General features: G+C 38.5%; 26 protein-coding genes and 1 pseudogene. 8 read left to right on the top strand and 19 right to left on the bottom strand.

Going from position 1 to position 26,996, the window contains the following annotated elements; genetic code table 11:
* Positions 1-160 precede the first annotated feature (160 nt).
* Entirely contained in the window at positions 161-940 is a 780-nt protein-coding gene (locus LAV82_RS02055) for a hypothetical protein (RefSeq protein ID WP_499715580.1), read from the bottom strand.
* Between the two features lie 165 nt (positions 941-1,105).
* Between LAV82_RS02055 and LAV82_RS02060 the strand changes: the two genes are divergently transcribed.
* The gene (locus tag LAV82_RS02060; RefSeq protein WP_499715581.1) at positions 1,106-2,533 is read left to right on the top strand and encodes a cryptochrome/photolyase family protein; all 1,428 of its coding nucleotides are present in this window, start codon (positions 1,106-1,108) and stop codon (positions 2,531-2,533) included.
* 213 nt (positions 2,534-2,746) lie between these two features.
* On the top strand, positions 2,747-3,979 hold the full coding sequence (locus LAV82_RS02065; RefSeq protein ID WP_223268972.1) for an ATP-binding protein: 1,233 nt from the start codon (positions 2,747-2,749) through the stop codon (positions 3,977-3,979).
* 346 nt (positions 3,980-4,325) lie between these two features.
* Here LAV82_RS02065 and LAV82_RS02070 read toward each other — a convergent pair whose 3' ends face one another.
* The gene (locus LAV82_RS02070; protein ID WP_013058760.1) at positions 4,326-4,811 is read right to left on the bottom strand and encodes a metal-dependent hydrolase; all 486 of its coding nucleotides are present in this window, start codon (positions 4,809-4,811) and stop codon (positions 4,326-4,328) included.
* 116 nt (positions 4,812-4,927) lie between these two features.
* Entirely contained in the window at positions 4,928-5,095 is a 168-nt protein-coding gene (locus tag LAV82_RS02075) for a hypothetical protein (RefSeq protein WP_013058761.1), read from the bottom strand.
* Between the two features lie 123 nt (positions 5,096-5,218).
* On the opposite strand from LAV82_RS02075, the gene LAV82_RS02080 reads away from it, so the two are divergent.
* Positions 5,219-5,461 carry a hypothetical protein gene (locus tag LAV82_RS02080; protein WP_029320678.1) on the top strand — a complete coding sequence of 81 codons (243 nt, stop codon included), beginning with the start codon at positions 5,219-5,221 and terminating at the stop codon, positions 5,459-5,461.
* Positions 5,462-5,497: 36 nt separating this feature from the next.
* Here LAV82_RS02080 and LAV82_RS02085 read toward each other — a convergent pair whose 3' ends face one another.
* From LAV82_RS02085 to gabT, 3 genes are all read right to left on the bottom strand, one after another.
* A complete protein-coding gene (locus LAV82_RS02085) occupies positions 5,498-6,922 on the bottom strand; it encodes an NAD-dependent succinate-semialdehyde dehydrogenase (protein WP_029320676.1) in 1,425 nt (474 codons plus the stop codon).
* A gap of 31 nt (positions 6,923-6,953) precedes the next feature.
* A complete protein-coding gene (locus LAV82_RS02090) occupies positions 6,954-8,324 on the bottom strand; it encodes a sigma-54 interaction domain-containing protein (RefSeq protein WP_098288261.1) in 1,371 nt (456 codons plus the stop codon).
* Between the two features lie 148 nt (positions 8,325-8,472).
* A complete protein-coding gene (gene gabT, locus LAV82_RS02095) occupies positions 8,473-9,828 on the bottom strand; it encodes a 4-aminobutyrate--2-oxoglutarate transaminase (RefSeq protein WP_328127042.1) in 1,356 nt (451 codons plus the stop codon).
* 276 nt (positions 9,829-10,104) lie between these two features.
* Between gabT and LAV82_RS02100 the strand changes: the two genes are divergently transcribed.
* Positions 10,105-10,530: a DUF2621 domain-containing protein gene (locus tag LAV82_RS02100; protein ID WP_013058765.1), complete on the top strand. Its 426-nt coding sequence runs from the start codon at positions 10,105-10,107 to the stop codon at positions 10,528-10,530.
* 31 nt (positions 10,531-10,561) lie between these two features.
* Here the strand turns inward: LAV82_RS02100 and LAV82_RS02105 are convergent, their stop codons facing one another.
* The 3 genes from LAV82_RS02105 to LAV82_RS02115 all read right to left on the bottom strand — a co-directional run bounded on the left by LAV82_RS02105 (position 10,562) and on the right by LAV82_RS02115 (position 12,633).
* A complete protein-coding gene (locus tag LAV82_RS02105) occupies positions 10,562-11,053 on the bottom strand; it encodes a CcdC family protein (protein ID WP_013058766.1) in 492 nt (163 codons plus the stop codon).
* 104 nt (positions 11,054-11,157) lie between these two features.
* Positions 11,158-11,715, bottom strand: a complete 558-nt coding sequence (locus LAV82_RS02110) for a DUF2179 domain-containing protein (protein ID WP_211077421.1) — start codon at positions 11,713-11,715, stop codon at positions 11,158-11,160.
* Between the two features lie 210 nt (positions 11,716-11,925).
* A complete protein-coding gene (locus tag LAV82_RS02115; RefSeq protein ID WP_013058768.1) occupies positions 11,926-12,633 on the bottom strand; it encodes a cytochrome c biogenesis CcdA family protein in 708 nt (235 codons plus the stop codon).
* Positions 12,634-12,773: 140 nt separating this feature from the next.
* Between LAV82_RS02115 and LAV82_RS02120 the strand changes: the two genes are divergently transcribed.
* Positions 12,774-12,950, top strand: coding sequence for an aspartyl-phosphate phosphatase Spo0E family protein (locus tag LAV82_RS02120; RefSeq protein WP_013058769.1), 177 nt, complete (start codon positions 12,774-12,776; stop codon positions 12,948-12,950).
* A 21-nt stretch (positions 12,951-12,971) separates the two neighbouring features.
* Here LAV82_RS02120 and LAV82_RS02125 read toward each other — a convergent pair whose 3' ends face one another.
* From LAV82_RS02125 to yneA, 8 genes are all read right to left on the bottom strand, one after another.
* On the bottom strand, positions 12,972-14,777 hold the full coding sequence (locus LAV82_RS02125) for an ABC transporter ATP-binding protein (RefSeq protein ID WP_211077420.1): 1,806 nt from the start codon (positions 14,775-14,777) through the stop codon (positions 12,972-12,974).
* On the bottom strand, positions 14,767-16,476 hold the full coding sequence (locus LAV82_RS02130; protein WP_499715737.1) for an ABC transporter transmembrane domain-containing protein: 1,710 nt from the start codon (positions 16,474-16,476) through the stop codon (positions 14,767-14,769). Before LAV82_RS02130 ends, LAV82_RS02125 begins: the two co-directional genes overlap by 11 nt.
* Positions 16,477-16,620: 144 nt before the next feature.
* Positions 16,621-16,833: a YneF family protein gene (locus LAV82_RS02135; RefSeq protein WP_013058772.1), complete on the bottom strand. Its 213-nt coding sequence runs from the start codon at positions 16,831-16,833 to the stop codon at positions 16,621-16,623.
* A 90-nt stretch (positions 16,834-16,923) separates the two neighbouring features.
* The gene (gene sirA / locus LAV82_RS02140) at positions 16,924-17,364 is read right to left on the bottom strand and encodes a sporulation inhibitor of replication protein SirA (RefSeq protein ID WP_029320661.1); all 441 of its coding nucleotides are present in this window, start codon (positions 17,362-17,364) and stop codon (positions 16,924-16,926) included.
* Positions 17,365-17,512: 148 nt separating this feature from the next.
* A complete protein-coding gene (tkt, locus tag LAV82_RS02145; RefSeq protein ID WP_013058774.1) occupies positions 17,513-19,519 on the bottom strand; it encodes a transketolase in 2,007 nt (668 codons plus the stop codon).
* A gap of 167 nt (positions 19,520-19,686) precedes the next feature.
* Positions 19,687-19,917: a DUF896 domain-containing protein gene (locus LAV82_RS02150; protein ID WP_013058775.1), complete on the bottom strand. Its 231-nt coding sequence runs from the start codon at positions 19,915-19,917 to the stop codon at positions 19,687-19,689.
* A 69-nt stretch (positions 19,918-19,986) separates the two neighbouring features.
* The gene (locus LAV82_RS02155) at positions 19,987-20,655 is read right to left on the bottom strand and encodes a YneB family resolvase-like protein (RefSeq protein WP_057273926.1); all 669 of its coding nucleotides are present in this window, start codon (positions 20,653-20,655) and stop codon (positions 19,987-19,989) included.
* 53 nt (positions 20,656-20,708) lie between these two features.
* A complete protein-coding gene (yneA, locus tag LAV82_RS02160) occupies positions 20,709-21,038 on the bottom strand; it encodes a cell division suppressor protein YneA (RefSeq protein WP_499715586.1) in 330 nt (109 codons plus the stop codon).
* A gap of 146 nt (positions 21,039-21,184) precedes the next feature.
* Here yneA and lexA point away from each other — a divergent pair, with 146 nt between their 5' ends.
* The 3 genes and pseudogenes from lexA to LAV82_RS02175 form a co-directional block, all read left to right on the top strand.
* Entirely contained in the window at positions 21,185-21,802 is a 618-nt protein-coding gene (lexA, locus tag LAV82_RS02165) for a transcriptional repressor LexA (RefSeq protein ID WP_013058778.1), read from the top strand.
* 210 nt (positions 21,803-22,012) lie between these two features.
* Positions 22,013-23,458, top strand: a complete 1,446-nt coding sequence (locus LAV82_RS02170) for a hypothetical protein (RefSeq protein WP_499715589.1) — start codon at positions 22,013-22,015, stop codon at positions 23,456-23,458.
* Between the two features lie 32 nt (positions 23,459-23,490).
* Positions 23,491-24,045 (top strand): annotated as a pseudogene (locus tag LAV82_RS02175) (glycosyltransferase); the annotation flags it as partial.
* A 38-nt stretch (positions 24,046-24,083) separates the two neighbouring features.
* Here LAV82_RS02175 and LAV82_RS02180 read toward each other — a convergent pair.
* Positions 24,084-25,061 (bottom strand): cation diffusion facilitator family transporter, encoded by a 978-nt coding sequence (locus LAV82_RS02180; protein WP_029320650.1) that lies wholly within the window; start codon positions 25,059-25,061, stop codon positions 24,084-24,086.
* 108 nt (positions 25,062-25,169) lie between these two features.
* The gene (gene kimA, locus LAV82_RS02185; RefSeq protein ID WP_013058782.1) at positions 25,170-26,996 is read right to left on the bottom strand and encodes a potassium transporter KimA; all 1,827 of its coding nucleotides are present in this window, start codon (positions 26,994-26,996) and stop codon (positions 25,170-25,172) included.

The following is a 26,996-nucleotide window of genomic DNA, read 5'->3' on the forward strand; positions in this document are numbered from 1 at the left end:
AGAAAACACCCAAAAGATGTGATTAATATTTTCAAAAAATTGAATGTCATGGAAAAAGAGTAAGAACTATTCTTTTTCTCATGACGTTTCAATTAATAAAATTCTATATTTATACTAAAGATTCAAAAATACATCCCTTTTATCTAGGGTAAAGGGTTTATTAAAAAGAGCGTGGATTTGTTTGTTGCATGAACATCCAATCATTTAAAGAATGAGGCTGCTGATGACCAACGGGTGCTGAGAAATCGCGGCATCCGCAATCATGCATCGGCATTTGACCCATTCCTCCGTGCATTGGCGGCATTCCTCCTTGCATCGGCATTTGGCCCATTCCTCCTTGCATCGGCATTTGGCCCATTCCTCCGTGCATTGGCGGCATTCCTCCTTGCATCGGCATTTGGCCCATTCCTCCGTGCATTGGCGGCATTCCTCCTTGCATCGGCATTTGGCCCATTCCTCCGTGCATTGACGGCATTCCTCCTTGCATCGGCATTTGGCCCATTCCTCCGTGCATTGGCGGCATTCCTCCTTGCATCGGCATTTGACCCATTCCTCCATGCATCGGCATTCCGTCTTGCATCGGCATTTGACCCATTCCTCCATGCATCGGCATTCCATCTTTCATCGGCATTTGACCCATTCCTCCATGCATTGGCGGCATTCCTCCGTGCATCGGCATTTGACCCATTTCTTCATGCGCTGGCGGTAGCTCTCCGTACATTGGCATTTGATTCATTCCTCCATGCATCGACGGCATTGCATCTTTCATCGGCGGCATTTCTCCGTGTATTGGCATTTGATTTGCGCCTTCTTGCATCGGCATTGCCTGCATTTCTTTTGCAGAAGGCATCGGCGGCATTTTAGCAGGTTTAGGTGCTGCTTGCATATATGGATTGGATATCGGTTGTCCGGTTTGTTTCATTCCATACGAATTTCTCATTTTTAAGGGCTCCTTCCCATTCTCTTACTCTGTTTACGTTATTCTTTTTACCATCAATCTGAAATTCGTCCATAAGAAAATAGGCCTTCTACACATTCAAAATTGTAGAACGTATAAGAAAAAAGCTATAATCGAGGCAAATTGCAGATAGAAAGGTGGCACATGATGAATAAAACGATTATCGTATGGATTCGAAAAGATTTCCGGCTAGTTGATAACCCAGCTCTATTTCACGCAGCTAAAGAAGGAATGGTTGTACCTGTTTATATCCATGACGACTATGAAGAAAGCTCAATGGGAAGTGCAAGTAAATGGTGGCTTCACCATGCGCTGAATGACTTTAAAACCTCGATCAAAAAAATAGAAGGAACGCTGATTGTACAAAAAGGAAACCATAAAGATGTGTTACAAAAATTACTCCATGAAACGAATGCACAAGATATTTATTGGAATAGCCGCTATGAACCACATGCGCTAAAAAGAGATAAAGAGCTTCAAGCTTTTTTTTCAGAGCAACAAATAAATATTCGCACATTTGAGGGGTTTCTCCTTCATGAACCTTGGAAAATCACAAAAGAAAATGGGGATCCTTATAAAGTGTTTACAGCTTACTATAAAGCTTCTCAAAAACATTCAGTATCTTCTGCTGTAAAAAAAGTTACTTCCATACAGGCCTCCTCTAAACCGGTTGAATCTCTTTCAGTCTCAGATCTCGATTTGCTTCCAAGCATACCGTGGGATGAAACGATTAAGTCGACGTGGGAAGCTACGGAAAAAGGCGCTATTGATGTCTTCAAAACGTTTTTAAAGAATAAGCTGCTTCATTATGAAAAAGGACGAGATTTTCCTGCTGAAGCATTAAATTCATTTCTATCTCCTTATTTGGCTACAGGACAGCTTTCAGCTCGAGTCCTTTATCATTATTTGAGAACTAAAGCTGAAAAAGTAGGTTCTGATGCTTTTGAACAGCAAGCTGAAATGTTTATTCGTCAACTTATATGGAGAGATTTTGCTTATCAGCTGCTTTATCATTTCCCGCACACTACAACTGAACCGCTTAATGAAAAATTCAAGCAATTTCAGTGGGCTGACGGCAATGAAGAGCTTCAAGCTTGGAAAAATGGAAAAACCGGCTATCCCCTTGTCGATGCCGGAATGCGGGAGCTGTGGGAAACAGGTTTTATGCACAATCGAGTTCGAATGGTAGCTGCTTCCTTTTTAGTAAAGCACCTTTTAATTCATTGGAAACACGGAGCAAATTGGTTTTTTGATACCTTAGTAGACGCAGATTTAGCTAATAATACAATGGGGTGGCAGTGGGTTGCAGGCTCGGGAGCAGACGCCGCGCCATATTTTCGTATTTTTAATCCAATTACTCAATCAGAAAAATTTGATAAAGAAGGAGAATATATTAAAAAGTGGCTTCCAGAGCTTAAAGATATTCCTTCTTCTTATATTCATAAACCTTGGGAGGCCCCAGCAGACGTATTAGAAAAAGCAAACGTTACACTTAATAAAACATATCCGGCTCCAATTGTCGATCATAAAGCAGCTAGAGAGCGAGCGCTGGAGCATTATCAGCACATCAAATAAGAGGTAAATCAAGCCTCTTATTTGATGTGCTGAATTTTTTAAATGTGTAAAAAATTCCATTTCTTATCTATTTACAACTAAAAACATGTATTTGAAATCTCTTTATAGGGTTTTCAAGCCCAATTCCCCTCTCTATAGCACATTTGATTTTTCATATTTTTTCCTATAATTTGAATATATAATAATGATTATATATGCTTGGGAACTCTCTCATTGCATAGATCTGATTGGAGTGATTCGATGCCCGTTTGTCCTTCTTGTAACTATAAGGAAGATTATAATTTTTGCAGAATGTGCGGCACTCAAGTTCGGCACACCTTCGCCAACCAAGAAGATCAGCCTTTTTATCCATTAAAAGATCGAATCATTACGGATGACAATGAACCAAAGCATCAGGCTATTTTATCTCATACCCATGATTTAGTATGTGCTATTACTGAAGATGGCATTTATGAATACGCTTCTCCTTCTTACGCTAAAACGTTAGGCGTTTATCCTGATGAGCTTATTGGACAACATGTGCTTATCAATGCGTATCCCGAAGACAAACACATAATCTCGACTACTTTAGCTAACATGAGCAAAACAAAAGATGCCTCCACATTTGAATACCGAAAGTTTCACGTGAACGGCACCATCGTTTTATTAGAATGTAAAGGCGCTCCAATTATTACATCCACTGGAGAAATCGAAGGGTTTGTATTTGTCTCACGAGACGTAACAGAAAAAAGACAAGCAGAGAAAAAGATCCGAAATTCAGAAAAACTTTCTGTCATTGGTCACCTTGCTGCAAGTATCGCACACGAGGTTAGAAATCCTTTGACAACCATTAAAGGGTTTGTACAACTGTTCAGTGAGACACAGCAGCCGAAAAAAACAATGATTTATCGAGATCTCATTCAGCATGAACTTTCACAAATTGAACATATCATCACAGAGTTTATGAGTTTAGCTAAACAAGAGTACGTATATACAGACAACCTTGTTATTACCGACTTGTTAGATGAGGTATTAAAGCAATTTGAACCGGTTACTGGAGTCAAAAACATCCGCATCTTTCGTCACTATCCAAAAGAACATCCTCTGCTCGTTAGTGGGCAAAAAACACAGCTAACCCAAGTATTTATTCATATTATACAAAACGCTATTGATTCGATGGAAAGCGGCGGCAAGCTGGCGGTATCGATTGAAAAATCAGCTAGAGAAACGCTGTGCATTGTGATAAAAGACAATGGATGTGGAATTGATTCAAAGCGTATCCCTCATATAGGAGAGCCTTTTTATACAACAAAAGAACGAGGAATAGGCCTGGGACTAACAATTTGCAACAAAATTATTAATGAACATAATGGTTTTTTTCATGTATCCAGTGAAAAAAATGACGGCACAAGTATTACCATTACCCTTCCTATGAAAACGACTGAACTTTACGTAGTGGAAGCCTAAAAGAGAGGTTGAGACATAACTAAATCACTTCCATTTAAAGACGAGCAAATTAGATAAATGCTCTAGTATAAATGGCCTTTTACACCGCTGTTGATATCCTTACAAGGCTTCGCTTTCCGCGGGCGGCCGATAAGCCTCCTCGTCGCTAGGCTCCTGCCGGGTCTCTTCTAGGCCGCTTTTCCCGCAGGAGTCTTCGCCTTGCCCTCCAATCAACCGCTAGAAGCAACTAAACAGATGAGACCTACGTTCACCATTCCAATAAAAAACGAACCACCAATCAAACATTTTGATCAATAGTTCGTCATTCACCTTGGCTAACATACTTTTGTCCCAGCCTCTTCTTCCTTTAAAACAGCTGGGTGTACAGCTGATACTTATAAAGCATATAAAAACTTCCTATCACTGCCAGGTAAAAGATGAGAGTCTCTGCTCCGCTACCTGTTTCATATGTTAAAGGAGGCTTAAACTTCTTCTTGCTAAGAGGAGAGAAAAAAGGTACCCCTCGTTTAGAAAAGAAATCTCCAAGAATATGAAAAGCGTATCCATAGGCTATTCCTAATGTAAAATCGTTGTTATACATCGTATGTAAATAAAAAATAAGTCCGCTTGCAAGAATAGAATGCGTAATACCTCGGTGACCAAAAATAGATTTAATGACTTTTGCGAGACCAAGAGATCTTCTACCAATATATGAATTTGGTTCATCAATATCAGGAAGCAGCGCTCCAATCGCAATGCCTACAACATAAGGAAATGTAAACGAAGCGTCTCCTGTTATAGCCACACCGGCACCGGCAGCAATCGATGTTGCAATATGTGTGTGATATCTCAAATATGCCACCTTCTTTCTTTTTCAACTTAAGGCAAGCACCGTGACCAAAATCATACATATGTTCGCCCAAAGTTAACTATAAGTGAAGGTGGTAAAAATGTCAAAATAATCTATGGTTACGTAAACTGCAGACCGACTAACCCGATAAGCATCACAAGAAAACTAATAAGAGTACCCTTTCCATTTTTCTTTGCTCTTCCATCTTTTTTGACAATTGAATAAATCCACGTACTCGAATACACAGCGAATCCAAGAAAACCAAATAACGTGATATATGTAAACATGCCGAAACTCCTTTGCTTGTCATTACTATTAACTATACGAGATTTTATAAAAAAAACAAAGTAGTATGACAGCTTGTTTAATATCTCTTTCTTTTTCTTATACTAGGAAGAGGAGGGATGGCTATGCAACAGAAGCAGCTGGAAGATATATTCGACTTTTATGGGTTAAGTGAGGTTTATCGCGGCAATTTTGAGGATGTTGAACACCACTGGTTATTTAAAGACGTGGAGGCAACTATACTTGAAGATTTTTTTAACTCTCACGATTGCGAAGATCTCGAATGCTGTACTCTAGAAGAATTTTGTTTTTTATTCATGAATTTCCAATCCGTACATGCACAAATTCCCCACGTGTACTATTACTAAAAAAGTGATTTCGCAGGAAAGCGAAATCACTTTTTGTTAAAAGCCTAAAGAAATATATTTCACTTCTAAATATTCTTCAATTCCGTAATGTCCGCCTTCACGTCCAAGTCCACTTTCTTTAAAGCCGCCAAACGGCGCTTGGGGTGTAGAAGGTAGTCCATCATTTAGCCCTACAATACCATATTCTAAAGCTTCAGCAATACGAATAGCTTCTGAAATATTTTCAGTGAACACATAGGCTGCTAATCCGTAAGGCGAGTTATTTGCACGGCGAATAACTTCTTCTTCTGTTTGATACGTCGCAATTGGAGCAATTGGCCCGAATGTTTCCTCGTACATACAAAGCATATCATCCGTTGCACCATCTACAACCGTAGGTTCAACAAACAGTCCGCTTCCCTCTTCGCGTACAGCCCCTCCAGTTAAGACGTTTCCACCTTTTGCTACAACATCATCTAAGTGGCGCTTTACTTTTTCTAACGCTTTTTCATCGATTAGAGGTCCGATATCCGTACCTTCTTCTAAGCCGTTTCCGACTTTCAGCTGACTAACAGCCGCTGCAAACTGCTCTGCGAACGGTTTAGCAATAGACTCGTGCACGTAGATGCGGTTTGTACATACGCATGTTTGACCAGCGTTGCGGAATTTAGAAGCAATTGCATTTGTTACTGCTTTATCTAAATCAGCATTTGCTGTTACGATAAACGGAGCGTGTCCGCCTAATTCTAAAGACACTTTTTTAACCGTATCAGCTGCTCCGCGCATTAACAGTTTACCTACTTCTGTAGAACCCGTAAACGATAGTTTACGTACACGTCCATCTTGAAGCCACGCTTCTCCAATCGCTTTTGCATCTCCCGTAACTACATTAATTACGCCTTTTGGAATACCTGCTTCTTCTGCCAGTTCTGCTAGACGAAGAGCCGTCAATGGCGTCTGTTCTGCCGGCTTAATAACCGCTGTACATCCAGCTGCTAAAGCTGGCGCTACTTTACGTGTAATCATTGCTGCCGGGAAGTTCCACGGCGTAATAGCTGCCATAACTCCCACTGGCTGCTTGTGAGCAAATAGACGTTTATTAGGAGAAGAAGCTGGAATTGTTTCTCCGTAAATTCGTTTTCCTTCTTCTGCGTACCATGACACGAATCCGTTGGCGTAGCCAATTTCACCTTTTGCTTCTTTAAGAGGCTTACCTTGCTCGACTGTCATTATTTCAGCCAGTTCATCCGTGTGTTCTTCAATCAGCTGATGCCATTTAAATAATAGTTTGCCGCGCTCTTCTGCTGTTTTTTTAGACCATGTTTGAAACGCTTCATAGGCAGCATCTGCTGCTAGCTTCGCTTCTTTTTCTCCGCCTTTTGCAACGGCAGCTACTACTTCATTTGTCGCTGGATTTACCACTTCGTATGTATCATTTGTTGAAACAAATTCTCCGTTAATATATAAGTTTGCTTGCTTCATATTTCTTCACTCCCTGCTTAAATTTATCTACTCACTGTTCGGTGCTGTCCGACACGTATTTTCGGATTTTACGACTCGCTTGTGATTGGCTAATACCAAGCTGTTCGGCTACTTTGTAAGATGACCTATGCTGTTCAAACGCCTTGATGACCATTTCTTTTTCCACATGTTCAATCATTTCAGGAAGCGTATGAACAGGTGGATCGATAGCAAACTCTTTTGCAAACGGCAAGTCTTTAAGCGTAATCATTTCTTCTCCTGTAACAACCAGGCGCTCAATGATATTTTCCACTTCGCGAACGTTTCCTTTCCATTCCTGACCTAAAAATGCATCTAACGCCTTTGGTGATAAGCGTACATTACGTTCGTATACCGTATTAAAATGATGAAGAAATTGATAGACAAGAGGCAGAATATCTTCTTTTCGCTCTCGTAAAGGTGGAATCGTAATTGGCACTACGTTCAGTCGATAGTACAAATCACGTCTAAACTTTCCTTCTTCCACCATTTGCTCCAGATTTTGATTCGTAGCAGCAATAATTCGTACATCTATTGATACTGCTTTTGTTGAACCCACGGGACGAATTGTACGGTCTTGCAGTACATGGAGCAACTTACTTTGTGCTGAAAGAGAAAGTTCACCAATCTCATCTAGAAAAAGCGTGCCTTCGTTCGAAAGCTCAATGATACCTTTTTTCCCTTCTCGAAATGCTCCAGTGAACGTACCGCCTTCATAGCCAAATAGCTCTGATTCAATAAGCTGTTCAGGAAGCGCTGCACAATTAAGCTCATGATACGGCTGCTGTTTTCTTGTACTAAGCTGGTGAAGCAGTTTTGCTACTCTGCTTTTTCCTACCCCTGTTTCTCCAAGTAAAAGAACGGTTGTATTTACAGAAGCAACTCGTTGAATGGTTGAAAAAACCTTTTTCATCGCTTCGCTTTTTGTCACAATGCCTTCTAAGTCTACGGATTCATTTAACTCTTTTTTATAGTTTTCAAGCTGTTCTTCCATCTCTTCTACTTTTCGTTTTAATTCCATTAAGTCTGTGAGATCTCGAGAATAGCTAATAACACTTTTCAATTGCCCCTCATTGGTAAATACCGGCCTTGTCCGCACATGAAGATATCGGCCTGAGTTTGTTTTTTGAACCAATTCAATTGCTTGATTAGATTCAATCACCTTTAACGTGGCCGAAGGATAAAAGATCCCCATTTCCTGAAGTTCTTTTACGTGCTTTCCAATAAAATCTTCCACTTTCAAAGCATAATTTTTTTCACACTCTGAATTTACAACTAATACATACCCATTTGCATCAGTTACAAAGATTTCATCAAATGATGACTCAAATATATCGTAAAGTTCGTCGTTAATTTGCTGAATATGCTTTTTATGAATGGTCATTTGAATCACCTTTTCGTCAAAAAATAATTATTATTTTATTTTATCAGAAAATGAAACATCTATAAATAGAGTGTCCAAACATACCCATTCTTTGTAATTCATGAAGAATGAGTGAAGAGCTCTCTCTTCACTCATATCTCAATTTCTCTTACACTTCAACAGTCTGCTGTACGCTTGCTTCTAGTGCTGCTTCAAAAATAGCTAAGCCTTCTTCTAGCTGCTCATCCGTAATAACAATCGGCATTAAGATACGAAGAACGTTTCCAAATACTCCTGCGCTAAGCAGTAATAATCCACGTTTGTTTGCTTCTTTTACGATACGCTGTGTAAGCTCTTTGTCCGCTTCTTTTGTTTCACGGTCTTTCACAAGCTCAATCGCAGACATCGCTCCTAATCCGCGAATATCACCGATACAGTCATATTTTTCTGCTAGTTTTTCAAATCGTGATGTTACCACTTTTCCAAGGTACTCACCGCGTTCGTTTAGCTTTTCTTCTTCAATGATATCAAGTACAGCTAAGGCTGCTTCACATCCAAGAGGACTTCCACAATACGTTCCGCCAAGCTCACCAGGATTAGATTCATCCATGATTTCAGCACGGCCAATGACACCGCTGATTGGTACGCCAGCTCCTAGTGATTTTGATACCGTAATTAAATCAGGCTCAACGTCAAAATGTTCAATACCGAAGTAGCGGCCTGTACGTGCAAATCCTGCTTGAATTTCATCTGATACAAATAAAATTCCGTGCTCTTTACATAATTGATACACTTCTTGCACAAAACGTTTACCTGGAACAATGAAACCACCTTCACCTTGAATCGGCTCCATTACAACAGCTGCAATCGTTTCCGGTGCTACTTCTGTATTTAAGAAGTTTTTGAATTCTGTAATCATGAAATCTTCGTATGCTTCAACTGATAACCCTTGTGGACGACGATACTCATAAGGATATGGAGCTTTGTAAACTTCAGGAGCAAACGGTCCAAATTCATATTTATATGGTTTTACTTTACTTGTCATTGTCATTGTCATTAATGTACGACCATGGAAACCGCGGTTAAAGGAAATAATTCCTTGACGCTTTGTATATTTACGAGCAATTTTCACTGCGTTTTCTACAGCTTCTGCTCCGCTATTTAAAAGTAATACTTTCTTGTCAAATTCACCAGGTGCAATTGCTGCCAATCTTTCTGCAAGCTCTACATATGACTCATACATCATTACATTAAATCCTGTGTGAATAAAACGGTCTACTTGTTTGTGAAGCGCTTCTTTTACTTTTGGATGACTGTGTCCTACATTGATTGTGCCAATTGCGCCTACGAAATCTATAAACGTATTGCCATCGACATCTTTAACGATCGCCCCTTCAGCCGTATCAGCAAATGTCGGAATGCCATAACTTACACCTTTCGGAATGGCACGGTGTCTTCTATCTAATAATTGCTTTGCATTTTCTCCCGGTAAATTTGTTTCTACTTTGCTAAAAGTTTGACTCATTTTTTATCTTCCTCTCATATTAAATAATTCTTCAATTAGTTTATATGCAAAAAACGTGCCAACTTTTAAAAAGCTGAAAAATAAGCATTTTTAGATAATTCTAACGATAATTTACCCGTCAGTGAGTCTATATAAACTTATCGATGAGTCAAAAAAGACTTTTTTCTCCTACAAAGTACAGGAATTTTATATTGCCATAAAAGGAACAAAGCTTTTATAATAAATGTATAAATATAGTAATGTTGTGTTTAACCTCTTTATAAGGGAGTGAAAAATATGCTAGAGGGCTGGTTTTTATGGGTTATTTTATTTTGGGTTGTCTTTTTAATGAGCATGTTTGCTATCGGCGGATTTTTTATGTTCAGGAAATTTTTAAAGCGCTTACCAAAAGAAGACGGCATGTCTGAGCTTGATTGGCAAGATCACTATCTTTCCAAAACCGTCCACCTTTGGTCAGCGGATCAAAAGCAGCTATTAAACGTTCTTGTTGAACCAGTACCTGAACTATTTCGCGATGTAGCCAAACAAAAAATCGCGGGAAAAATTGGGGAACTCGCAATTGAGGAACAAGCAGCCTCTATAACGGAAGACTTAATCGTACGTGGATACATTTTAGCTACGCCTAAACGTGATCATAAATTTTTATTAAAAACATTAAAAAAGCAAAAAATAGATGCCGTCCCCTATCAGCATTTATTTTAAATCAAAAAAGGTGGCTGCGTAGCCACCTTTTTTAGTTTAATATCGTTGTATTAGCAAGACGATCATTATGCAGCTTTCGTTCGAGCTTTTTGTACGATGTGTACATAGCAATGCGCCAAGGTACAATCATACCAAATGCTAAGATCCAGAACATACCGCCAAGCTGGCCAACATCAATTGAAGAACTTAAATATATTTTCATTGCAATTCGAATAATAAGCAAACCAATAATAATGAATGCAAAAGCTTTTGAACGCTTCAAGTAAATATGATCGTCACGAATTTCAAATTTAGACGTTTTAATTAACAGGATTGAGAAAATCATGCCTGCTATTAACGCCTCAAGCAGTTCTGCACCCGTTACTCGAAACATTGGAAAGATAAACATTAACGCTCCCGTACTCATAAAAAAAGGCGGAAGTATAATTTTTTTTGCATTCGTTGGTTTATCAGCAGCTTTCATTCGAACAACTAATATGAAAGAAGCCATAAAAATTGCGACAAGTGTTGAAGCAATAACCAATGAAATCCTTCCTTTACTATAGTTTAGTGTTTACTTATATTATAATCCAAAAAACATCAGAAGTAAAAGTGCAACAAAAAAACAGAAGAGGATCTCTTCTGTTTTTATTTAGTAGAGGTGATATTTGCTTTTGCTTTTTGCTTTTGTTTTTGCTTTTTCATTGCTTTTAGTAAGAACCCGCCTTTAAATTTACGCGGCTCGTATGAAATAATGAAAGCACGAGGCTCATATTCTTCAATGAATGCTAATAGCTCTTCTTCTCTACTTCTTTTTGTTAAAATGTCTAATCTATAGCGTGCACTGTCTCTTCCTTCTCCTTGGTAAACAGTAACACCAAAACCTTCCTGTCGAAGGCGGTTAATCAACTCTTCATTTTTGGTCATAAGGTTAACTAAGAATGTTGTATATCCGATAGCAAGTCTAGATTCGATATAACTTCCAAGGATAATTCCCACTCCAAACCCAACTGCATATACAACCATAGCAAGCGTGCTTTGATCTCCTGAAAATACCAGGGATAAGCCGAATACATAAATTAACGCTTCAACAAATCCAAAAACCGAGGCATACATACTCATACCTTTGACTAAAAAAATTGTGCGCAGCGTCAAGATCGGTACATAGATCAGTTGCAAAAGCAAGATTAACAAAATATCTTTCAATTTATACACCTCTTTTTAACAATTAAAAATATGACGATTTTATTGTATCACTCCGTATTTATAGAAGATATAGTAAAAATAAATTTTTTCTATATATTTTTTCACATCATATTTGTGCTTATTTCCTAAGAGCGAAAGTAACTATTTTGTCTTTTAAAAAATAAAAAGAATCTGCCAATTCCCAGATTCTTTTTGTATCACTTTCCCTTTTCAGAAGCCCGTAAACCCTCCGAATACGCTCGTTGTATAAATAATAATTTTTGTCATCCAGTCAAAATACAAAATAAATCCCATTCCAATCATTGCGTATCCGCCAACTTTCATCATGGAATTCATATGTTTTTTTAACCAGTTCATTTTCCCAATAAAAAACGTCATAATAAAAAATGGAATAGAAAATCCAAGTGAATAAGTTATCATGTACAAAAGACCGGAGCCTGGGTTTGTCGCTGCAAGCGCCATAACCGATACTAAAATAGGGCCCGTACACGGAGTCCAGCCGGCAGCAAAAGCCATACCAATAAAAGAAGAACCTAAGAGTCCAGCCGGCTTATTTGCGAATTTAAGCTTGTGTTCCTGCATAAGAATTCGAGGCTTAAAAATCCCTAGTACAACTAGACCAAAGAAAATAATAAGAATAGCGCCAATCTGCCGAATTAAATCCTTATAGTTAAAAAACCACTGACCAATAAAAGAAGTGGCAAAGCCAATCATAATGAAAATAACAGAAAACCCCAATAGAAAAAAAGCTGTGTGAATAAAAGCTTTGCGCTGATGTGACTTAGCGCCTTCCTTTAGCTCGCTAACTGACACTCCCGTTATGTACGATAAAAAAGCTGGGTACAAAGGCAAACAGCAGGGTGAAATAAACGATAAAAACCCCGCGCCAAATGCCAAAAACAAATTTAAATCTCCCACATTTTCCACTTCCCTTTTTTTGTTCTTTTTGTTCTTTTTCGTTACCATTTTGTAACCAAATTGTCTTATCTCACTTCTTTCAAATAGTACCATTATCTTGTATAATTAGGTAAACGACTTGTTAGAAGGGATACATAGCATTGGCCAAAAAAGATATTCTATTAGCGATTGAAAAGAAACGAGAAGAACTCATCCGCATAGTCCGAGTAAGTGGATTAAACTCTCCACCTGCTATTAAACATAGTCAAGAATTAGATCATTTATTAAACGTTTACAATGAATTCCCTACTCAAACAACAGAAACAACCTCTTCATGAAGGTTGTTTCTTTTTTCACCTTCACTCTATCAATTCTGTATAAATCTCTTTTACTCCTGTTTCTTTGCTGAAATTCTCTTCTTTTTCACTGTGCTGAAGCTGATACATATTATAGTACAAACCGCATTTGTTTAGCAGTTCAGCGTGCGTTCCTTTTTCGACGATTTTTCCTTTATGCAATACTAAAATACAGTCGGCGTGTTGAATGGTCGATAAGCGATGAGCAATCGCAATCGTTGTGCGGCCTTTTCCCATATCTCTTAACACCTCTTGAATCGCTTCTTCCGTTTCTGTATCAATGTGCGCTGTTGCTTCATCAAGAATAAGGATTTTAGGGTTTCGAATCACCGTTCTTGCAAATGCTAAGAGCTGGCGCTGACCGCTTGATAAAGTCGAACCTCTTTCCACTAGCACTTCATTATACTTATTAGGAAGTGCTTCGATAAATGCGTGAGCTTGCACAAATTTCGCCGCTGCTTTTACTTGCTCATCAGAAAAATGGTCTTCATGCAGCGTAATATTTCGCTTTACAGTATCGGCAAATAAAAAGGCATCTTGCAGCACCAGCCCTACCTCATCTCGAAGCTGTTTATTTGAAAAAGACGATAGCGGTTTATTATCGATCAAAATGTCTCCTTTTTGCTGCTCATAAAAACGCATTAATAAATTAATGATGGAGCTTTTCCCGCTTCCAGTATGGCCTACTAAAGCCACTGTTTCTCCTTCGTTTACCGTAAATGATATATCAGAAAGCACATCTCGAACACCATCATAGGAAAACGTTACGTTTCTGAATTCTACCGTTCCTTTTTGTACCCCCTGCTTTTGTTCTCCTGTCATGACTGGATTTTTTTCTTTTTCATCCATCAAGTCAAATACCCGAGAGGCTGATACCATCGCTTGCTGATACATAGAAAGACGCTGCATCATTTCATTAACAGGTTCAAAAAAACGATCCAAGTAGTTGATAAACGCGTAAAGAACACCAATTTTAACAGGGCTGTCAGCTACGGAAATACCAAAATAACTGAGTACAAGAACAACGGCTAAAATGTAAAGTATTTCGACTGCCGGCCTCAGCAGCAAACCATCTAACTTAATATTGCGCATACCCGCTTTATAATGCTCATCATTAATTTCTTCAAATTCCGAGCGCAGCCGCTTTTCTTGACGAAATAACTGAATAATAGACATGCCTTGCAAAGACTCATGAAGCTTGGCATTTAATTGACTTAGCTTTTCTCGGAGCTGTCCATAGTAAATAGCGCTGTAATGCTGATAAAGCTTCATAATTCCCCAAATGAACGGGAGAAGAACTAAACAATAAAAAGCCAGCTTCACATCTAGCATAAACATGGCTATAAAAATACCGATCAAAAATACCCCATTTTGAATAAAAACCGCGATGACTTCCACAAACATTTCTTTCATGGCTTCCGTGTCATTTGTAATTCGAGATACCAGGCTTCCCGTTGGCGTGTTGTCAAAAAAGCGAAGAGCCAGGCGATGAACATGAGAAAAAACGTCAATTCGAATCTGCTGAATAATTTGAAGCGCAATTTTTTGAAACTGCAGAAGCTGAAAGTATTGAACAACAATTTTTAAAAGCTGTAAAAGCAAATAACTGCTCGCAAGCCACACAAGAGGCTGAAGAGGCAAGTACTTAGGAGTTAAATAATCGTCAATAAAAATTTTAATCAAAATGGGCCCTAATAAATCCGCAGCCGTAGCAATTAATAATAGTGTGAACGCTAAAAAAAATGATTTTTTATGCGGAATTGTATAGCGAAACAGACGTTTATGTACCGAAGAATGCTCAATTTTCATTTTTCGTCTCTCCTTCTTCTACCGCACGTTCAAGCTGCTGTCTATCGTACATATCCTGGTACCATCCGCTCACGCTAAGCAGTTCCTCATGAGTTCCTCGCTGAATAATTTTCCCTTTATCAAGTACAAGAATCAGGTCTGCATGAGTAACCGAGCTCAGTCGATGCGCTGTAATAATCGTTGTTCGATTTTGACGTTTCTGCTTCAGCGCTTGTAAAATACCCGCTTCCGTTTTTCCATCTACCGCTGATAGCGAGTCGTCTAAAATTAAAAGCTCAGGATCTAATAGAAGAGCTCTTGCAATCGAGATACGCTGTTTTTGTCCACCCGATAACGAAACGCCTTTTTCACCTACTATTGTTTGATAGCCATCTGTAAAATCGAGGATGTCTCTATGTACATTGGCAACTTTAGCCGATTCTTTAATTTCTTGATTGCTTGCTTCTCTTTTTCCAAACGCGATATTATCAGCAACTGTTGTTGAAAACAAAAAGTGATCTTGAGGAACATATCCAATGCTTTTGTACAATGAATCAAAAGCATAGTCTTTAATGTCTTTTCCTCCCCATAAAACAGCTCCGTCGCTTACATCAAATTCACGAAGCAGCAGCTTTAAAAGCGTGGTTTTCCCAGCACCCGTCTTTCCGACAATACCTAACGTTTGACCGCGAGAAAGTGTAAAATAAATTTCGTTTAACGTATATTCGTCTTCTTTAACATACGAAAACCTATGAATAACAGCTTCAATATTTCCTGTTGGCATTTCAACACTAGGATGCGCTGCTTCTTCAATCGAATTTTCTTCTTTTAATAAAGAAAATACCCTGTCATATGATGCTCTTCCTCGTTCCACAATGTTAAATAGCCAGCCAAACGCGAGCATCGGCCAAATAAGAAGGCCCAAATAAGTTGTAAAGGTAACAAGCTGCCCCAGTGTTAACTCTTCATTAATAACCATCTTGCTGCCAAAAATAAGAGCAAGTAAAAAAGAAAGTGCTACAATAATCGAAATGGTCGGATCAAACAATGCATCTACTCGGGCTACTTTCATGTTCTTTTGGACAACATCTGCAGACTTAATGCGAAATTCTTCGACATCAGCTGCTTCTTCCCCAAACGTCTTAATGACTTTAATTCCGCTAATGCTTTCTTGAACCTTATCATTTAAAGTAGAAAATGCTGCTTGTGCGTGATGAAACCGCGCATGAAGCAATGTACCATAGTAACTTGTTAAAACGGCCATAAGCGGCATAGGAATAAGGCAAATAAGCGTTAATTTCCAGCTGATTGTAAGGGCCATTGTGCATAGAACAAGCCCTCCTGTGACAATCGAATCCACAAGCGTCAGAACGCCCGAACCCGCAGTTTGTTGAATAGCTTGAATATCGTTTGTTGCATGGGCCATCAAATCCCCAATTCGCCGCCGCTGATAAAAGGCCTGATTCATCTTGGTAAAATGAGTGTAGAGGGTATTTCTCAGCTGCTTGGCTAGTTTAACAGATGAACCAAATATCATAATACGCCATATGTACCTTGTGAAATAGGCCACAACAGCAGCTCCTAGCAAAATGCTAACCATCTGCATTAAGCGCTTTCCATTCAGCGTCCCTTCTTTAATGCCATCTACCGTTAAACCAATAATTTTAGGCGGGAGAAGTTCTAATGCTGCCACAATAATGAGCAGCGCTATCCCCGTTATGTAAGACTTTTTTTCCTATTTGAAAAACCACCATAGCTCTCGAAAAATTTTCATCGTATCCTCCTAGCCCCACAACCATTTTCTTATATCTATCATAAAACAAAAGACACCCTTCTGAATAGAGAGTGTCTGTCCAATTAACCATTATTTAATTTGGCCGTTCATTGCTTTCATCATTTGGTTAATTTTTTTCTGCGATGGTTTCATGCCCATTTGCATCATCATCATTTTTAACATTTGTTCATTAATTGGTGGATTTTTCTTCAGATAGCTCATCATATATTTACGAGCAATGAAAAATCCTAGCGCTATCCCAACAATTAATGCTAGAACACCAACTAGAATATACATTCCCATGGTATTACTTCCTCCTTCGTGTTGTCTAACTTACAGTGTACTAGACCATACGCTATTATACAATATTTCCGTTCCAATTTCCTTAAATAATTACACAAATTTTCTTGTTTTCACAGGCCTCAGCCAGCCGTATTCATCCGTTCCATAATTCACTGCTAAAAAACAAGGATCTAGCTTGCGTAATACTTCAAAAAAAGCTGTCTCAGCATCAACATTGCCATCTCCTTCAATTGTTATACAGCGATTCGTTAATTTTATAGATGCTCGACTTTTTTTATGAGGATATTCCAGCACAAACGTCTCTTGATGAGTAAAAAAATGAGGATAATGAGAAAACGCCTGAAGTAATTCTCGTTGAATAAATGAAATGGGCAGTTGCCGAGTAATGTAATGAACTTGTTTTTGTAAGTGCGTTTCCTTCAAGTGACGTTTCATTCTATATTCAATCAGCAGCTGATAAATGAGCTTTTCTCTTCGAAAATAGGATGATGCAACTTCTTCCTCCATTAAATATACTTCATACGTTCTCACGATTCATCCTCCCTTTCGGCTCGTTCTTTTTTGTACCATTATACCGAATGGTGTACGCAATGCTTGTCTATCGATGAAAAAATTCCTTTGTTTTTTTGTCGAAAAAAAGAGCAGACCACAGGAGTCTGCTCTTTCTTATGAAAAAGAATTATGCATTAAGCAAGCTTTTCACTTTTGCTACTACATTTTCAACTGTAAAACCAAATTCTTTCATGATTGTTTCACCAGGAGCAGATGCACCGAAGTGATTAATACCAAGAACTTGTCCTTCGTCTCCAACATAGCGTTCCCAGCCAAGTGTAGAAGCCATTTCAATACCTAAACGTTTTTTCACTGATTTAGGGATAACACTTTCTTTGTACTCAGCAGATTGCTCTTCGAAACGATCCCATGCAGGCATACTTACTACAGATACGTCAATGCCTTCTGCAGCTAATGCTTTTTGTGCTTCTACTGCTAGGCTTACTTCAGAGCCTGTTGCAAGTATTAATGCATCCGCTTGGTCTTTACCAGCTTTAGATACAACGTACGCACCTTTAGACACGCCTTCGTATGCATTTTCTTTTGTACCTTCAAGCGTTGGCAAGTTTTGACGAGTCAATACAAGCGCCGTTGGGCGGTCAGTTGACTCTAATGCTAGGCGCCATGCAGCAGCTGTTTCATTTGCATCTGCAGGACGAACCACTGAAAGACCTGGCATTGCACGAAGTGATGGCAATTGTTCAATTGGCTCATGTGTTGGGCCGTCTTCTCCAACTGCGATACTGTCATGTGTGAATACATATGTTACAGGAAGCTTCATTAAAGCTGCTAAGCGAATTGCTGGGCGAAGATAATCAGAGAATACAAAGAATGTTCCTCCGAATACTTTTACACCGCCGTGTAGAGCCATACCGTTTAATGCAGCTCCCATTGCAAATTCACGTACACCGAACCAGATATTACGTCCGCTGTAATCAGCTGCAGTGAAGTCTTCTGAACCTTTAATCATTGTTTTATTTGAGCCAGCTAAGTCAGCTGAACCGCCGAAGAATTGAGGTACAGCTTGTGCTACTGCGTTTAATACTTCTCCCGAAGAAGCACGGCTAGCTAGGCTTGAACCCGTTTCGTATGCTGGAAGCGTTTCTTCCCAGCCTTCCGGTAACTTTCCTTCTACTGCTAGTTCAAATTGACGACCTAGTTCAGGATATTTTTCTTTATACTGTGCAAATACATCGTTCCATTCGTTTTCTTTCTTTTGGCCATCTTCAGCAATTGTAGCTTTGAAGTGAGCATACACTTCTTCTGGCACATAGAAATCTTCTTCAAATGTCCATGCATAAGCTTCTTTTGTTAATTTTGTTTCATCGGAACCTAATGGAGAACCGTGCACGCCAGAAGTACCCGCGTGGTTTGGAGAACCAAATCCGATTGTTGTTTTTACTTCAATTAGCGTTGGGCGTGTTAAATCGCCTTTTGCTTCTTCAATTGCGTTTGCAATCGCTGTCAAGTCATTGCCGTCTTCAACGCGGATTACTTGCCATCCGTAAGCTTTGAAACGATCTTCTACGTTCTCAGAGAACGAGCGATCTAAATCTCCGTCTAAAGAAATATCATTTGAATCGTATAAAACAACTAAACGTCCTAATTTTAAGTGTGCCGCTAATGAAGCTGCTTCAGCAGATACACCTTCCATTAAGTCTCCGTCACCACAAATACCATACGTAAAGTGGTCTACAATTTCTAAACCTTCTTTGTTGTATGTTTCAGCTAAATGACGTTCTGCCATTGCTTTACCAACAGCCATTGCAATACCTTGTCCTAGTGGGCCAGTTGTTGCATCAACACCTGCTGTATGACCGAACTCTGGATGACCTGGTGTTTTACTTCCCCATTGACGGAAGTTTTTAAGGTCTTCAATTGATAAGTCATATCCAGCTAAATGAAGCAAGCTGTATAATAGTGCCGATCCGTGTCCTGCTGATAATACAAAGCGGTCACGGTTGAACCAGTTTGGATTCTTTGGATTGATGTTCATAAATTTTGTCCACAATGTATATGCCATTGGAGCAGCTCCCATTGGCATACCTGGGTGACCTGAATTTGCTTTTTCAATCGCATCGATTGATAAAGTACGAATTGTTGCAATCGAAAGATCTTCAATACGTTGTGTCATACTCTTCATTCCTTTCAAAACTATGTACATATGTTATCATACTAATGATTTGCTTATTTGTACAATACTTGAACCAAAAAAATTTCCACTTTTACAGTTTTTGTGTGCCTTATTAAAAATATACAAAAAACTAGAGGGAACTCTCCCTCTAGTTTTACTAGAACGTCTTAGTGAAGACGCTTCTTTTTACTCTCTTTTAACTTCTTAGGCGTAACATCTTTACCTTCTTCGTCCACAACTTTAATCGTATGAAGGTGATTTGTCATAGATTGTCGGAAAACTTTTAAATATTCCTGACGTAGCTCTTGCTGTTCTTTCGCTTCAGATTCTGTCAGCCCTTCAGCCTTTGCCTTTTTTGAAAGAGCATTAATACGAGCAAGTTTATCTTTTGATAGCATATAAAACCTATCTCCTTATAATCAATAATTAAAATTACCGAACCGTTCCGGCAACATGTAGTCATCTTACTAAATCTCTTTCGTTTTATCAAGAGATTGAGTACTGTCTTGGTACTCTTGATAGCGACGATGTACCGTCGCTTTTGAAATATTATAACCAAAACCTTTTAGCGTAACTGAAATTTCAGCAAAGGTTAAGCCGTTATGACGAAGGCGGACAATTTCTTCAATCGGCGCTTCTTTTTTTTCTCTTCCCGAGTTAACTCCTTGATTTTTTAAATTTTGCTGCGGACGATAACCGTTTTCTACGGCTCTTTTCATTCCTCTTTTAATTTTAGCATTATGTAATTTCCGCTGATGCTCTTCCACTAAGCTAATAATATCTAACACCATTGAGTCAGATTCTGAAAGCTGAAGCTGGCCTTGATGACTAATCGTATAGATTGTAGCATTTTCTTTATGAAAAGCATGAAGCAGCGCAATTCGGGCGTTTCCTCTGCCTAATCGTGTTTCGTCTTGAATGAGCAGCACAGATATTTTCTCTTCTTTCATTGTATGAAGAACATCCAAAATACCCTCTCTGTCTACATCATATCCGCTTGCTTTTTCCATCACGACTTTTTTCACCTTTAGATGGTGAAGATCAGCAAGCTTTTTTAATTCTTCTTGCTGGCGCTGTAAAGATGTTTCTTGGGTTTTTTTATCCGTACTGACACGGCAATAAATAATGGCATCCACTTTTATCACGACCTTTTCGGCTTCTAACAATATTCAGGAACGGCCGTTACACACTACTGTTCAATTGCCACTTGATTATGTAACTCTTTTTTTAAAACAGGAATATATAATTTATCTCCAGGAGATAAAGACTGGGCAGTGTCTGAGTTTAAATCATTGACGTCTTCAACCCATTTGACAAATTCATTGGTGGTCAAATGATGGTGATTATGATACTTGTTGGACAAGTCCCAAAGCGTATCTCCTTTTGTAATAGTAACCGTTGAATATTTGTCTAAATCTACTTTATCCGTTCCTAAAACCAGCGTCAATACATATGTAAGTGCAGCGATAACTGCAAAAAAAATAGCGTAATGTTTCATAGAATGTAAGAATTGTTGCATATTATGATCCCCCTATCAGAATATATGTTCTTATTTTAGTGAGAACATTTGTTTCTGTCAATGGAATTCTTCGAACTTATGTTTGTATATTGACACATCACGTGGTATAATTCACCTAAAGAATAGCTAAAATCGAGGTGAAAAATATGAAGCTATCAAAACGTCAACAAGACATACTAGATTTTATTAAGCACGAGGTAAAATTAAAAGGTTATCCGCCTTCTGTTCGCGAGATTGGGGAAGCGGTAGGATTAGCCTCTAGCTCCACTGTACACGGGCATTTAGCTCGTTTAGAAAGCAAAGGGTTAATTCGCAGAGATCCAACAAAACCGAGAGCAATCGAAGTTCTTCAACTAGACGAAGTAAACATCCCTAAAAGCAATGTCATTAATGTTCCTGTTATTGGTAAAGTAACAGCGGGTCTTCCTATAACAGCCGTTGAAAATGTGGAAGAATATTTCCCTCTTCCAGATAAATTCGTTTCTCCAGATGATCATGTATTTATGCTTGAAATTATGGGAGAAAGTATGATTGAAGCAGGTATTCTAGATGGCGATATGGTAATCGTACGTCAGCAGCAAACAGCTAATAATGGAGATATTGTGGTCGCTATGACCGAAGACAACGAAGCAACGGTAAAACGCTTCTTTAAAGAAGAAAATTTCGTTCGTTTACAGCCTGAAAATTCAACGATGGCGCCTATTATTCTTCGCCACGTAACGATTTTAGGAAAAGTAACTGGTGTATATCGCACGATTCACTAATCAGACACTGTATGTAAAACCAACTAATCATGATGTTAGTTGGTTTTTTTACGTTTGTTTTCTAAAAAAATTGGCATATTATAAATGATACGTTGAATCATCGCAGGCAGGTAGAACGGTTTTTATAAAGCTTGTTTTATCCTTTACTTTCTATCTGCATTTCCTCGACTCTTACAAGGAAATACAACCAACTATAAAAGGATGTAGTTTATGACCAATACACCAAGGAAAACAGAACCATTTCAAACCATTGTACCTACCAAAGCAATGAACATGTTTCTTTTTCCTTTTTCCTTTGACCGAAAAAATAAAGAGCAGCTTGTTCATGTACTGGAAGCAAATTTGTTCGAGTTTTTTTCCATTCAAAACAAACATTTAGAAAAAGAATACTACGGAGAACAATATTACGTATCTCATGATAGCCTGGATCAATATTTTCTTCCTTACATTGAATGCATTCTATTCCCTGACTCGCGCGAAAAAGAAGGGTTGCTTAGATTTTCAAAAAAAATAGACCATACCATTACTTTACACACTTCCTCCACCACCGTGTCTAGCAACGTGCTGTCTGTGGATGTTTTTTTATGTCCTTTTGAAATTGGCGTCATGACCATTCGCACTGAGATGAGCCATAATCATTACACCTATGATGATATTTTAGAGTTCATGAATCATTTTCGTGTATTAGAACCGAAGCTTGCTGAAGAGCATGGATCCACCATTACCTATGAACATCATCGCTATAGCAAAGTGCAAGATTATATTTTTTCACAGCTCGCGCCATTTTTGAACGAACACATCAAGAAAGAAGCCACACGTGAACAGCACGTTGGGAGCCTTCCTTATTTTATCGATGAACGGATGTTTGTGTTAAGTTATGTAACGGTAAATCAAGAGCAAGAGATTAATTCCACAACTTTATTTCGTACTGGACAGCTAAATAGCTATACGCCTGGCGGGAAAGCGTTTATTTCTGCACACAATCATGAGTATATTAAAACGTATAATACTAAACACGTGTACTCCAGATGGGCTCCTGAAACCTATTACGTCATAACAGACCATGTGTTTTCGTGTATTTCTAAATCGACAGACTCTAAAACGGATCAGCTTTTGATGAATCATCTATTTGGCCAGCATTACTATAATTTATTTTTACATTTTTTCTATAAAATCGTGTTGCTAAAACTATCTTATGAATATTCTCAGCTCACGTTTCATAAAAATTCAGAGGGCATTGAACGACTAATCCGCTCTATTACCGTGTTTTCAGGTAAATATTTGTTTTTAGAAATTAGCTCTCGCACAGAAGGTCAAGAGTTTTCTGAGCTCTTTAAAAAAATCTTTCATATCAATTCTCTTTATCAAGAAGTCAAAGAAACCCTTGGTACTTTGTACCAAAATCAAGAGAAAATCGCAGCCAAGCGTCACAATTACTTATTATTAATTTTAACGATTTACACGGTTCTTTCCGGTATTTACGGAATGAATTTAGTTATTAGCAAACTAAAGGGAAACATCCATTGGGATAGTATGAAGCAGTTTTCTATCTTTGAATATATCGCTTTAATAGTAGCTCTATCAGGAATTCTGATCAGCATTAGTCTCGGAGTGAGTTCCCTATGGAATTTATTAAAAGATCGGTTTAAAACATAAAAGCTGTTCGCATACGTATGGATGCAAACAGCTTTTTAAATTATATGTCCGATATCGAAATCCCTAAAGACACGGGAGATTTTCGTATTATCGACCGAAAAGTAGCGGATGTATTCAAAAAAATGACTGAACGCAATCGTTTTGTACGAGGAATGATGTCTTGGATTGGCTTCAGGCAAACATATGTAGAATATGAGCGCGATGAACGCTTTGCTGGTGAAACAAAATATCCTTTAAAAAAGATGATCAAGTTTGCTTCAGATGGAATTATTGGGTTTTCAACGAAGTTTTTGCGTTTAGTAATGATTATTGGCTGGTTATCGGTTTTTGTATCACTTTTAGTTTTAAGTTATTCGATTGTTGTTTGGCTGATAGGTAAAAACATTCAGCCTGGCTGGACTTCTATTATGGTAGCTATCACCTTCTTTAGCGGTATTCAGCTACTTGGCTTAGGACTAGTCGGACAATACATCGCAAGAATTTACGATGAAAGTAAAAATAGACCTATTTACGTTGTACGTGAAACCATTAACTTCTCGAAAGCTTCAACAGATTCTCCAAACGCACGTGAAAAAGTATATAGCTAAAAAAACAAGGAAGAAAACAGCTGTTTTCTTCCTTGTTTTTATTCTTTTTGAAGCTGTAAATCACTTGGCACCCAGTCCGGAATTCCATCATCTTCATCAAATTCAATAATGACATCCGTTACTCCTTTTTCCTGTAAAATACGATTTTCCAGACGATCTTTAATATCATCAGCTTCTGCCACTGTTAAAGCAGGATCAATTTCTACTTTTAATTCAACGTGAAGCTCTTCTCCTTCTTTCATCACCATTAACGTTTGAATATCACGCACTTGTACATCTTGCATGACAATCGCGCCAATTTTCATTTCCATTTCTTTATCCGCTTCGCCAAGCGCTCCAGCAGCATTATCTAAAAAGACTCGTCCTACTACAAAAAACATCATAAGACCAATTAAAATAGAAGCAATTCCTTCAGCTTGATGAAAAGGCGTAAATCGCGAAATAAAAACGGCGATTAAAGCCAATACGCCTCCTCCAGTAGCTACCAGATCTTCCATAAAAACAAGTTTAGTTGCTGGCTTGGCTTTCTTTAAATGAACAAAGCTTTGCGCAAAAACATTTGTTTCTGCAGGGTTTATCCCCACATCGTGCAAAATTTCTTTCATTGCCTTAAATAGAACAAACATTTCAAGTAACACCGAGATGCCAAGTACTGCAATATTTAAAATAAAGCCTGAAGACTTCGTCGGATGAAGAATGTGGTGATATCCTTCTTTAATCGTTTCAAACGCCATAATTCCTACTACAAGAACCGCTCCTAATAGAACAAGATTAACCAATCGGCCAAATCCGTTTGGAAATCGTTTGGTCGGGGCTTTTTTACTTAATGCCGAACCTATAAAAACAAAAAACTGATTTGCTGCATCCCCTAAGCTGTGCATCGTTTCAGCAAACATCGCTACATTCCCTGTTAAAGCGAAAGCAATCCCTTTAATAATGGAAATAATAGTATTCACTATAGCGGCCATCATGGCCGATTTATTTCCTTTTCGCAATAACTTAATTAATTCACTCATACAATCCCTCCGTTTGCGCCTTTATGAGATTCGATTACGGTTAGTGTATGTGAATTTAAAAATTAAAAACCTCCAACATACAAGTTGGAGGTTTTTAGTCATGTTTCATTATTTTTTAAAACGGTACGGTACAGTTGTAACGATTACGTTTTTACGGTAAAGCAAATGTGCTTTTAACAGCAGACTGGACTGATTGTGAAGGATATTTTGCCAGCTTTTTTTCGTAATGAATTGTGGAATAACGACCGTAATAGCCATATTGTTTTCCCGTGCTTTTTCCTCGGCCATATCAATGAATCGAAACAGCGGCCGCACTAAGCTGCGGTATTGAGAATGAAACGTAACAATACGAATATCAGGCTGCCACTTCTCCCACTTCTCTTCCATTCTCTTTTCGCTTTCTCGATCAAAGGCCACATGCACTGCAATAACGGTATCGCCAATCGTTCTTGCATAATTTAATGAATTTTCTACTACCTTTGTCATTCCTGCTACAGGAACAATGACCACACTTCCTTCAAGCTTTCCAATCTTTTCTCCTTGCTTAATGCGAAGCTGCTCTCCTACCGCTTCATAATGCGTATGAATGCGATGAAAAATATAGACAATAACCGGTAAGAAAATGAGCACGGACCATACTTGTGAAAACTTCGTTGTAAACAAAATGATTAGCACAGTTAAGGTAATAAGCGCACCAATTAAGTTAATGGTTAGCTTTCCTTGCCAGCCGGCCGGCTTTTCTCTAAGCCATTTGACAATCATGCCTGTTTGAGAAAGCGTGAATGGAATGAACACTCCAACTGCATAAAGAGGGATTAATTGTTCAGTCGCTCCTTTAAAAGCTACAATTAAGACAATAGAAGCAATTCCAAGGGTCACAATTCCATTTGAATAGCCTAGTCGATCGCCACGAATTTGAAACATTCTTGGCATGTATTTATCAGACGATAAGTTGACAGCCAGCAAAGGGAAAGCTGAAAAGCCCGTATTCGCTGCTAGCACTAGAATTAGAGCTGTTGTGCCTTGAATAAAATAATAAAATCCATTTCGTCCAAACACACTCGATGCAATTTGTGATACAACCGTTTCATCTGCTTTTGGAGAAATGCCAAGCCAATAAGCTAAAAACGTGATGCCCGAAAATAAAACGGCTAAAATACCGCCCATCAGCATTAATGTATGAACAGCATTTTTTGCACCTGGCTCTTTAAAGTTAGGCACTGCATTTGAAATAGCTTCTACACCTGTCAATGCCGAACAGCCAGACGAAAAAGCTTTTAATAATAAAAACAAACTAATACCTGGCACTACTGTACCGAGAGATGGATGAAGCTCAGGTGAAACTTGGCCTGTCGCTATTTTAAACAAGCCTACCGCTATTAACAAAATAAGAGCAATAACAAATAAATAAACCGGATAAGCTAATACAGAAGCGGATTCTGTTACACCACGTAAATTTAAAACGGTAATAAAAATCACCAGCAAACACGCAATTACTACATTGTAATGATGCAGCGTTGGAAAAGCCGAAGTTAAAGCATCGGTTCCTGCTGAAACACTCACGGCAACTGTTAAAATATAATCTACTAACAGTGACCCCCCAGCGATAAGCCCAGGATTTTCTCCTAAATTGGTTTTCGAAACAATATAAGCTCCTCCGCCTTGCGGATACGCATAAATAATTTGACGATATGAAAGAATTAAAGCCGTCAGGAGTACCAATACCCCAATCGCAATTGGAATCGAATACCAATAGGCAAGGACGCCGACTGTTGCAAGTACAATCAAAATTTGTTCTGTTCCATAAGCCACTGAAGATAAGGCATCTGAAGATAATATAGCCAGTGCTTTAAGCTTACTAAGCTTTTGATCGCCTAACTCTTTTGTTTTAAGCGGCTTTCCAATCAATAATCTTTTGAGAACTGAATAGTTCAC

The sequence above is a fragment of the Bacillus sp. ILBB4 genome (assembly GCF_035064545.1).
Lineage (GTDB): Bacteria > Bacillota > Bacilli > Bacillales > Bacillaceae_H > Priestia.

Coding starts and splice junctions, on each gene's coding strand:
- LAV82_RS02055 (WP_499715580.1), bottom strand. CDS start 940: ATGAGAAATTCGTATGGAATGAAACAAACCGGACAACCGATATCCAAT.
- LAV82_RS02060 (WP_499715581.1), top strand. CDS start 1,106: ATGAATAAAACGATTATCGTATGGATTCGAAAAGATTTCCGGCTAGTT.
- LAV82_RS02075 (WP_013058761.1), bottom strand. CDS start 5,095: ATGTTTACATATATCACGTTATTTGGTTTTCTTGGATTCGCTGTGTAT.
- LAV82_RS02080 (WP_029320678.1), top strand. CDS start 5,219: ATGCAACAGAAGCAGCTGGAAGATATATTCGACTTTTATGGGTTAAGT.
- LAV82_RS02085 (WP_029320676.1), bottom strand. CDS start 6,922: ATGAAGCAAGCAAACTTATATATTAACGGAGAATTTGTTTCAACAAAT.
- LAV82_RS02090 (WP_098288261.1), bottom strand. CDS start 8,324: ATGACCATTCATAAAAAGCATATTCAGCAAATTAACGACGAACTTTAC.
- gabT (WP_328127042.1), bottom strand. CDS start 9,828: ATGAGTCAAACTTTTAGCAAAGTAGAAACAAATTTACCGGGAGAAAAT.
- LAV82_RS02100 (WP_013058765.1), top strand. CDS start 10,105: ATGCTAGAGGGCTGGTTTTTATGGGTTATTTTATTTTGGGTTGTCTTT.
- LAV82_RS02125 (WP_211077420.1), bottom strand. CDS start 14,777: ATGAAAATTGAGCATTCTTCGGTACATAAACGTCTGTTTCGCTATACA.
- LAV82_RS02135 (WP_013058772.1), bottom strand. CDS start 16,833: ATGGGAATGTATATTCTAGTTGGTGTTCTAGCATTAATTGTTGGGATA.
- tkt (WP_013058774.1), bottom strand. CDS start 19,519: ATGACACAACGTATTGAAGATCTTTCGATTGCAACAATTCGTACTTTA.
- LAV82_RS02150 (WP_013058775.1), bottom strand. CDS start 19,917: ATGCTATCAAAAGATAAACTTGCTCGTATTAATGCTCTTTCAAAAAAG.
- yneA (WP_499715586.1), bottom strand. CDS start 21,038: ATGCAACAATTCTTACATTCTATGAAACATTACGCTATTTTTTTTGCA.
- lexA (WP_013058778.1), top strand. CDS start 21,185: ATGAAGCTATCAAAACGTCAACAAGACATACTAGATTTTATTAAGCAC.
- LAV82_RS02170 (WP_499715589.1), top strand. CDS start 22,013: ATGACCAATACACCAAGGAAAACAGAACCATTTCAAACCATTGTACCT.
- LAV82_RS02180 (WP_029320650.1), bottom strand. CDS start 25,061: ATGAGTGAATTAATTAAGTTATTGCGAAAAGGAAATAAATCGGCCATG.